5 protein-coding genes are annotated in these 5,969 nt (G+C 73.6%); 3 read left to right on the top strand and 2 right to left on the bottom strand.

Annotated features, from left to right (window positions below):
* Positions 1–15: 15 nt before the first annotated feature.
* Positions 16–546, bottom strand: coding sequence for a molybdenum cofactor biosynthesis protein B (locus ABWK99_RS12560; RefSeq protein WP_372595042.1), 531 nt, complete (start codon positions 544–546; stop codon positions 16–18).
* A 66-nt stretch (positions 547–612) separates the two neighbouring features.
* Positions 613–1,635, bottom strand: a complete 1,023-nt coding sequence (locus tag ABWK99_RS12555) for a LacI family DNA-binding transcriptional regulator (RefSeq protein WP_372595041.1) — start codon at positions 1,633–1,635, stop codon at positions 613–615.
* A gap of 205 nt (positions 1,636–1,840) precedes the next feature.
* Here ABWK99_RS12555 and ABWK99_RS12550 point away from each other — a divergent pair, with 205 nt between their 5' ends.
* From ABWK99_RS12550 to ABWK99_RS12540, 3 genes are read left to right on the top strand one after another with little or no spacing between them, the layout of a single operon-like run.
* A complete protein-coding gene (locus tag ABWK99_RS12550; protein WP_372595040.1) occupies positions 1,841–4,153 on the top strand; it encodes a beta-glucosidase in 2,313 nt (770 codons plus the stop codon).
* A 59-nt stretch (positions 4,154–4,212) separates the two neighbouring features.
* Positions 4,213–4,932, top strand: coding sequence for a TetR/AcrR family transcriptional regulator (locus ABWK99_RS12545; protein ID WP_372595039.1), 720 nt, complete (start codon positions 4,213–4,215; stop codon positions 4,930–4,932).
* On the top strand, positions 4,929–5,870 hold the full coding sequence (locus ABWK99_RS12540; protein ID WP_372595038.1) for an alpha/beta fold hydrolase: 942 nt from the start codon (positions 4,929–4,931) through the stop codon (positions 5,868–5,870). Before ABWK99_RS12545 ends, ABWK99_RS12540 begins: the two co-directional genes overlap by 4 nt.
* Positions 5,871–5,969 lie beyond the last annotated feature (99 nt).

The raw sequence follows: 5,969 nt of genomic DNA, 5'->3' as shown, positions 1-5,969 counted from the left end.
TCACCCGCACGAGGCTCATGAGTGGTCCCCTCCGGCGATCTGGTCGAGCATGTGGTCCAGCAGCGGGAGGAGCACGTCGAGGCCCTGACCGACGGCCGCGGGGCTCCCCGGCAGGTTGACGACGATCTGCCCGCGCTCGGTGAGCCCGGCCAGCCCCCGGGAGAGCACGGCGGCGGCGACATGGGCCTGGCCGGCGCGTCGGATCGCCTCGGCGAGCCCGGTGAGCTCGGTCGCCAGCAGCGGGCGGGTGCCCTCGGGGGTGCGGTCGCGCGGGGTGAGCCCCGTTCCGCCGCTAGTGACCACGAGTCGCGCGGGGCCCGCCAGCACGGCGGCCAGGGCCTCGCGGACCTGGTCGGCCCCGTCGGGGACGATCGTCGGTTCGCCGACGCTCAGCCCTGCGCTGCGCAGCCGATCGACGGCCACCGGCCCCGACCGGTCCGTGGCCTCGCCGCGCGAGCAGCGATCGGACACCACGACGACGGCAGCCACGACGGCCGCACGGCCGTCGGCGGGCGGGGCTGTGGAGCCGTCACGGTGCGAGGACACCCCGTCACGGTACCCGGGCCGGGTCCCGGTTTCGCCATGCCGCGGATGGGACCCGAGCCGCACGGCTCAGCGGGCCCGGGGTGGCGCCGTCGAGGCGCGGACGACGAGTCGGGTCGCCAGCTCCACGTGCGGGGCGGGCACGGACTCGGACCTGCCGAGCGTGAGGACGATCCTGGTCGCCTCGCGCGCCATGTCCATGAGTGGCTGGCGCACGGTCGTCAGCGGTGGCGAGAGCCACTCGCACATGGCGACGTCGTCGAAGCCGACGACGGAGAGGTCGTCGGGGATGGTCAGGCCGCGCTCGCGGGCAGCCTGGTAGACCCCGTAGGCCTGCTGGTCGGACCCGGCGACGATCGCCGTCGGGGGCTCGGGCAGGTCCAGGAGCGATCGGGCGGCGGTGCGACCGCCGTCGACCTCGAAGGGGCTCGAGCGGACCAGCTCCTCGCAGGGGGTCAGGCCGGCCCTCAGCAGCCCGGCTCGGTACCCGTCGAGCCGGTCGCGCGCGCAGGCGACCTCTGCCGGCCCCGTCACGACACCGATCCGGGTGTGCCCGAGCGCGAGGAGGTGGTCGACGGCCGAGCGTCCCCCCGCCCAGTTGGTCGCGGCGACCACGGGTTGGGCGCTCGAGGCCGCGCCGACCGGGTCGACCAGGACCAGGGGGATGTTGAGCAGTCGCAGCTCGTCCTCGGCCCCGGGCATCAGCTCGGAGACCACGAGGACGATCCCGTCGGTGCGTCGCGTGGCGAGCTGCTGGATCCAGTGGCGGTTGCCCATCTGCCGTCCGTGCGCCGAGGTGACGACGAGACCCACTCCGGCGCGGGCGGCCTCCTGCTCCGCTCCTGCGACCAGCTCGGTCGCCCACGGGGTGGCGAGGTCGCGCACGACGAAGTCGATGAGCCCGACGCGCTGTCGGCGCTGGGTCCCGCGACGCCGGTAGCCGTGCGCGTCGAGGAGCTCCTGGACCCGGGTCCGGGTCTCGGGCGCGACGCCATGGCGCCCGTTGAGCACCTTGGAGACGGTCGGCACCGAGACCCCCGCGAGCTCGGCGACGTCGGCGATCGTCAGGCGCTGCCCGCCGCTGGCTGCCATCTATGCCTCCCCTCCCGGTGCGGTGAGAAAGTTTCGCGCGACATCGCCCGGAGTGTCCCGGGGGATTGACCGTGCCGAGGAGGCGAGTCTAGCGTGTTGGCACGCACGAGGAATTGGAAACTTTCGCATTCGGTCGCAGGCCCTCTGGGCCGTCAGGGCGCTGTCGCCGGACGCGGGCATCCCGCATCGACGACACGGAGCTGACATGACCCCCGCCGAGCACCTCGGATCTCCCGAGCACGAGCAGCGCGCCGCCGCGCTGCTCGCCCGGATGACCCTGCGCGAGAAGGTCGCCCAGCTCGTCGGGTTCTGGGTCGACGAGGGCGGCGAGGTCGTCGCGCCGATGCAGGACGCGATGGCCGGCGAGGAGCCGACCGTGGAGGCCTTCGCCGCCGAGGGCCTCGGGCACCTCACTCGGGTGTACGGCACCCGTCCCGTCGACCCTGTCGAGCGCGTCACCTGGCTCCGGGACCTGCAGCACTGGTTCCGGACCGAGACCCGGCTCGGGATCCCGGCCCTTGTCCACGAGGAGTGCCTGACCGGTCTGGCCGCCTGGAAGGCCGCGAGCTTCCCGACCCCGCTGGCATGGGGCGCGTCGTTCGACCCGGAGCTCGTCCAGGAGATGGGCGAGGCGATCGGCACGAGCATGCGCACGCTGGGTGTGCACCAGGGGCTCGCTCCCGTCCTCGACGTCATCCGCGACGCACGCTGGGGCCGGGTCGAGGAGTGCATGAGCGAGGACCCGTACGTGGTCGGCACCCTCGGCACCTCGTACGTCCGTGGACTGCAGAGCACGGGCGTGATCGCGACGCTCAAGCACTTCGTCGGGTACTCCGCCTCCCGCGCCGGGCGCAACCTCGCGCCGGTCCACGCCGGGCCCCGCGAGCTCGCCGACGTCCTGCTCCTTCCCTTCGAGATGGCAGTGCTCGACGGAGGCGTCCGGTCGGTGATGCACTCCTACGCCGAGGTCGACGGGCTCCCGGTCGCGGCCGACGCGAGCCTGCTCACGGACCTGCTCCGTGAGCGATGGGGCTTCGAGGGGACGGTCGTCGCCGACTACTTCGGGATCGCCTTCCTGCACTCCCACCACGCCGTGGCTCGCGACCTCGGTGATGCCGCCGTCCAGGCGCTGACGGCCGGGATCGACATCGAGCTGCCCACCGGCAACGCCTACCTCGAGCCGCTCGTCGCGAAGGTGCTCGACGGAGCGGTCCCGGAGGCGCTCGTCGATCGTGCCGTGCTCCGTGCGCTGCGGCAGAAGTCCGAGCTCGGCCTGCTCGACCCCGGCTTCGAGGTCGTCGTCCCCGAGTCGATCGACCTCGACCCGCCGGCGCACCGCGCCGTCGCCGCGCGCCTCGCCGAGGAGTCCCTCGTCCTGCTGACGAACGACGGCACCCTGCCGCTGGCGCAGCCCGGACGCGTGGCGGTGATCGGCCCGAACGCCGACCGCGTCCCCGCGCTCTTCGGCTGCTACGCCTTCGTCAACCACGTCATGGGTCACCACCCGGACCTGCCGACGGGCATCGACGTGCCGACGGTCCTGGACGCCGTGCGGGAGGAGTGGCCCGCGGCGGAGGTCACCTACTCCGTCGGCTGCGCGGTCGACGACGAGGACCGGTCGGGGATCCCGGCCGCCGTCGAGGCGGCGCGCACGGCCGAGGTCGCGGTCCTCGTGGTCGGGGACCAGGCGGGGCTGTTCGGTCGCGGGACCGTCGGCGAGGGCTGCGACCGGGACTCGCTCGAGCTGCCGGGCGTCCAGCGCGAGCTCGTCGAAGCCGTGCTCGACACGGGGACGCCCGTCGTCCTGGTGCTGGTCACCGGGCGGCCCTATGCCGTCCGGTGGGCGCTGGACCGTTGCGCGGCCGTGGTCCAGGCGTTCTTCCCCGGTGAGGAGGGTGCGGGGGCGATCGCCCGGGTGCTCTCGGGTCGGGTCAACCCCTCCGGCCGGCTCCCGGTCAGCCTTCCGCGCTCGGCGGGGGCGCAGCCGTACTCCTACCTGCACCCCGTCCTCGGCGGCACCTCCGATGCGAGCACCCTCGACACGACTCCGGCGCTGCCCTTCGGGCACGGGCTGTCCTACACGACGTTCGCGCACACCGACCTGCGTGTGGCGGGGCCGACGGGCCGTCCGGAGGCGCGGACGGACGACGAGGTGGACGTGACCGTCATGGTGACCAACACGGGCGAGCGACGCGGCGCGGACGTCGTCCAGCTCTACGGCCGTGACGTGGTCGGCTCCGTCACCCGCCCGACAGCACAGCTGATCGGCTACCGCCGCGTGGAGCTGGGTCCCGGGGAGTCGGCAGAGGTCAGGTTCCGCGTGCCCACCACGCGGCTCGCCCTCTCCGACCGATCGATGGTGCGGGTGGTCGAGCCGGGCGAGGTCGAGCTCTGGGTGGGCGGGTCCTGCGACGAGCGCGAGACGGCGGCGACGCTCGACCTGACCGGGTCCGTCCACCCCGTCTCCACGCGGGACGAACGCTGGGTGCGGTCCACGGTGGGCCCCGCGAGGCGGTAGGGGAGGCGGGGCGAGGCGGGCCGAGCTCGAAGAACGAACGATCGTGCTATTTTGGCGGGATGGGCGTGGACGGATCGGCACGATCGAGTGCAGCAGCCGGGGACCGGATGCCCTCTCGGCGCAAGGGTGACCGGACGCGCGAGGCGATCGTCGGACGCGCCGTGGCGCACGCCTGCCGGGTCGGTCTGGCCGGGCTGACCATCAGCAGCATCGCCACCGCCGTCGGGATGTCCAAGAGCGGGATGTACGCCCACTTCGGCTCGAAGGAGGCGATGCAGATCGCCGTTCTCGACGCGGCGGCCGACGAGTTCTCCCGGACAGTTCTCGTCCCGGCACTCTCCGCCCCGCGCGGTGAGGCCCGAGTGCTCGACCTCGTCGAGCGATGGCTGACCTGCGGGCGCACCCGGCAACCCGGCGGGTGCGTGATCGTCAAGGCGAGCAGCGAGCTCGACGAGCGGCCCGGTCCGGTCCGCGACCGACTCCGAGAGCACCACCTCGCCCTCGACGAGTCCATCGCGCGCATCGTGCGCGGTGGGATCGACGACGGCCAGTTCCGGCCCGATGCCGACCCCGCGCAGTTCGCCCACGAGCTGTACGCCACGATGCTCGGTTTCCACCACGCGCTGCGGCTGCTCGACGACCCGCAGGCCGAAGCACGCACCCGACGCAGCGTCGCGGCGCTGCTCGACGCCGTGCGCGCCGACGGGCACGAGTCGCCGGCGCTCGCCTCGACGCGCGGCGGCGCGGCCGAGACCGGCAGTAACGAGGAGGACCGATGAGCACGACCACCACGAGACCGTCGCCCCGTGCGTCCGTGAAGGCGCGGACCGCGAGGGCGCGCCGCCGGTCCCTCGCCCTGCTCCGGCTCGCGTGGATCCGTGCGCGACTGCGAGTGCTCGGCGTCGTGGCACCCGTTGCAGCGGACAGGCTCGCGCTGGACCTCTGGTGCACGATCCGCGGTCCGCGGGCCGGGCGGGACCATCGCACGACCACGGGTGAGGTGCACCGTCTGCCTGTCCCCCGTGGGGGCACCGTGGCAGCCGAGGTCTGGGGCGAGGGGCCCGTGGTGTACCTGGTCCACGGCTGGGGCGGGTGGCGTGGTCAGCTCGGCTCCTTCGTCGAGCCGCTCGTCGCCGCGGGGCACCGCGTCGTCGCGGTCGACGCGCCGTCGCACGGCGACTCGGACGACGGCTTCATGGGTCACCGGCGCGGCACCGTGATGGAGATGATCGAGGCGTTCGAGGCGGCCGGCCGGGAGTTCGGCCCCGCGGCGGGCGTCATCGCTCACTCCCTGGGGTGCACCGTCACCTGTCAGGTGGTCGCCGCAGGTCTGCCGGCCGAGCGTCTCGTGCTCATCGCGCCGAACCACGACTTCGCTGTGGTCGTCGAGGAGTTCAGTCGGGTGCTCAGGCTCCCCTCGCGCGTCGCGGAGCACCTTCGAGGCGAGCTGGAGCGGGTCACGGAACGCTCCCTCGCGAGCTTCGACCTCGGACCGCTCGGGGTGGACGGATCGATGCCGGACACCTTGGTGGTGCACGACAGGACCGACAAGGAGACGCCGTACCGGGTCGGTGCGCAGATCGCGAGCGACTGGCCGAACGCCCGACTCCACAGCACCGAGGGCCTCGGCCACCAGCGGATCCTCGCCGACCCCGTGGTGGTGGACGAGGCGATCGGCCACCTGACGCGCCGCGCGCCCGTCGAGCGCGGCCGCTGATCGACCGCGGGCACGGCCGTCACCCCACGGCGGCCCTCACGAGTGCCACCACGCGGGCCTCGACCTCGGGCGTCCATGCCGTGAGCGCGTAGGACACCG

Origin of the sequence: Actinotalea sp. (genome assembly GCF_041597215.1) — a bacterium.
In the GTDB taxonomy this organism is placed as follows: Bacteria; Actinomycetota; Actinomycetes; order Actinomycetales; family Cellulomonadaceae; genus Actinotalea.
The sequence above is the reverse complement of the archived record's forward strand: the minus strand, read 5'-3'. Positions and strand labels throughout refer to the sequence as shown.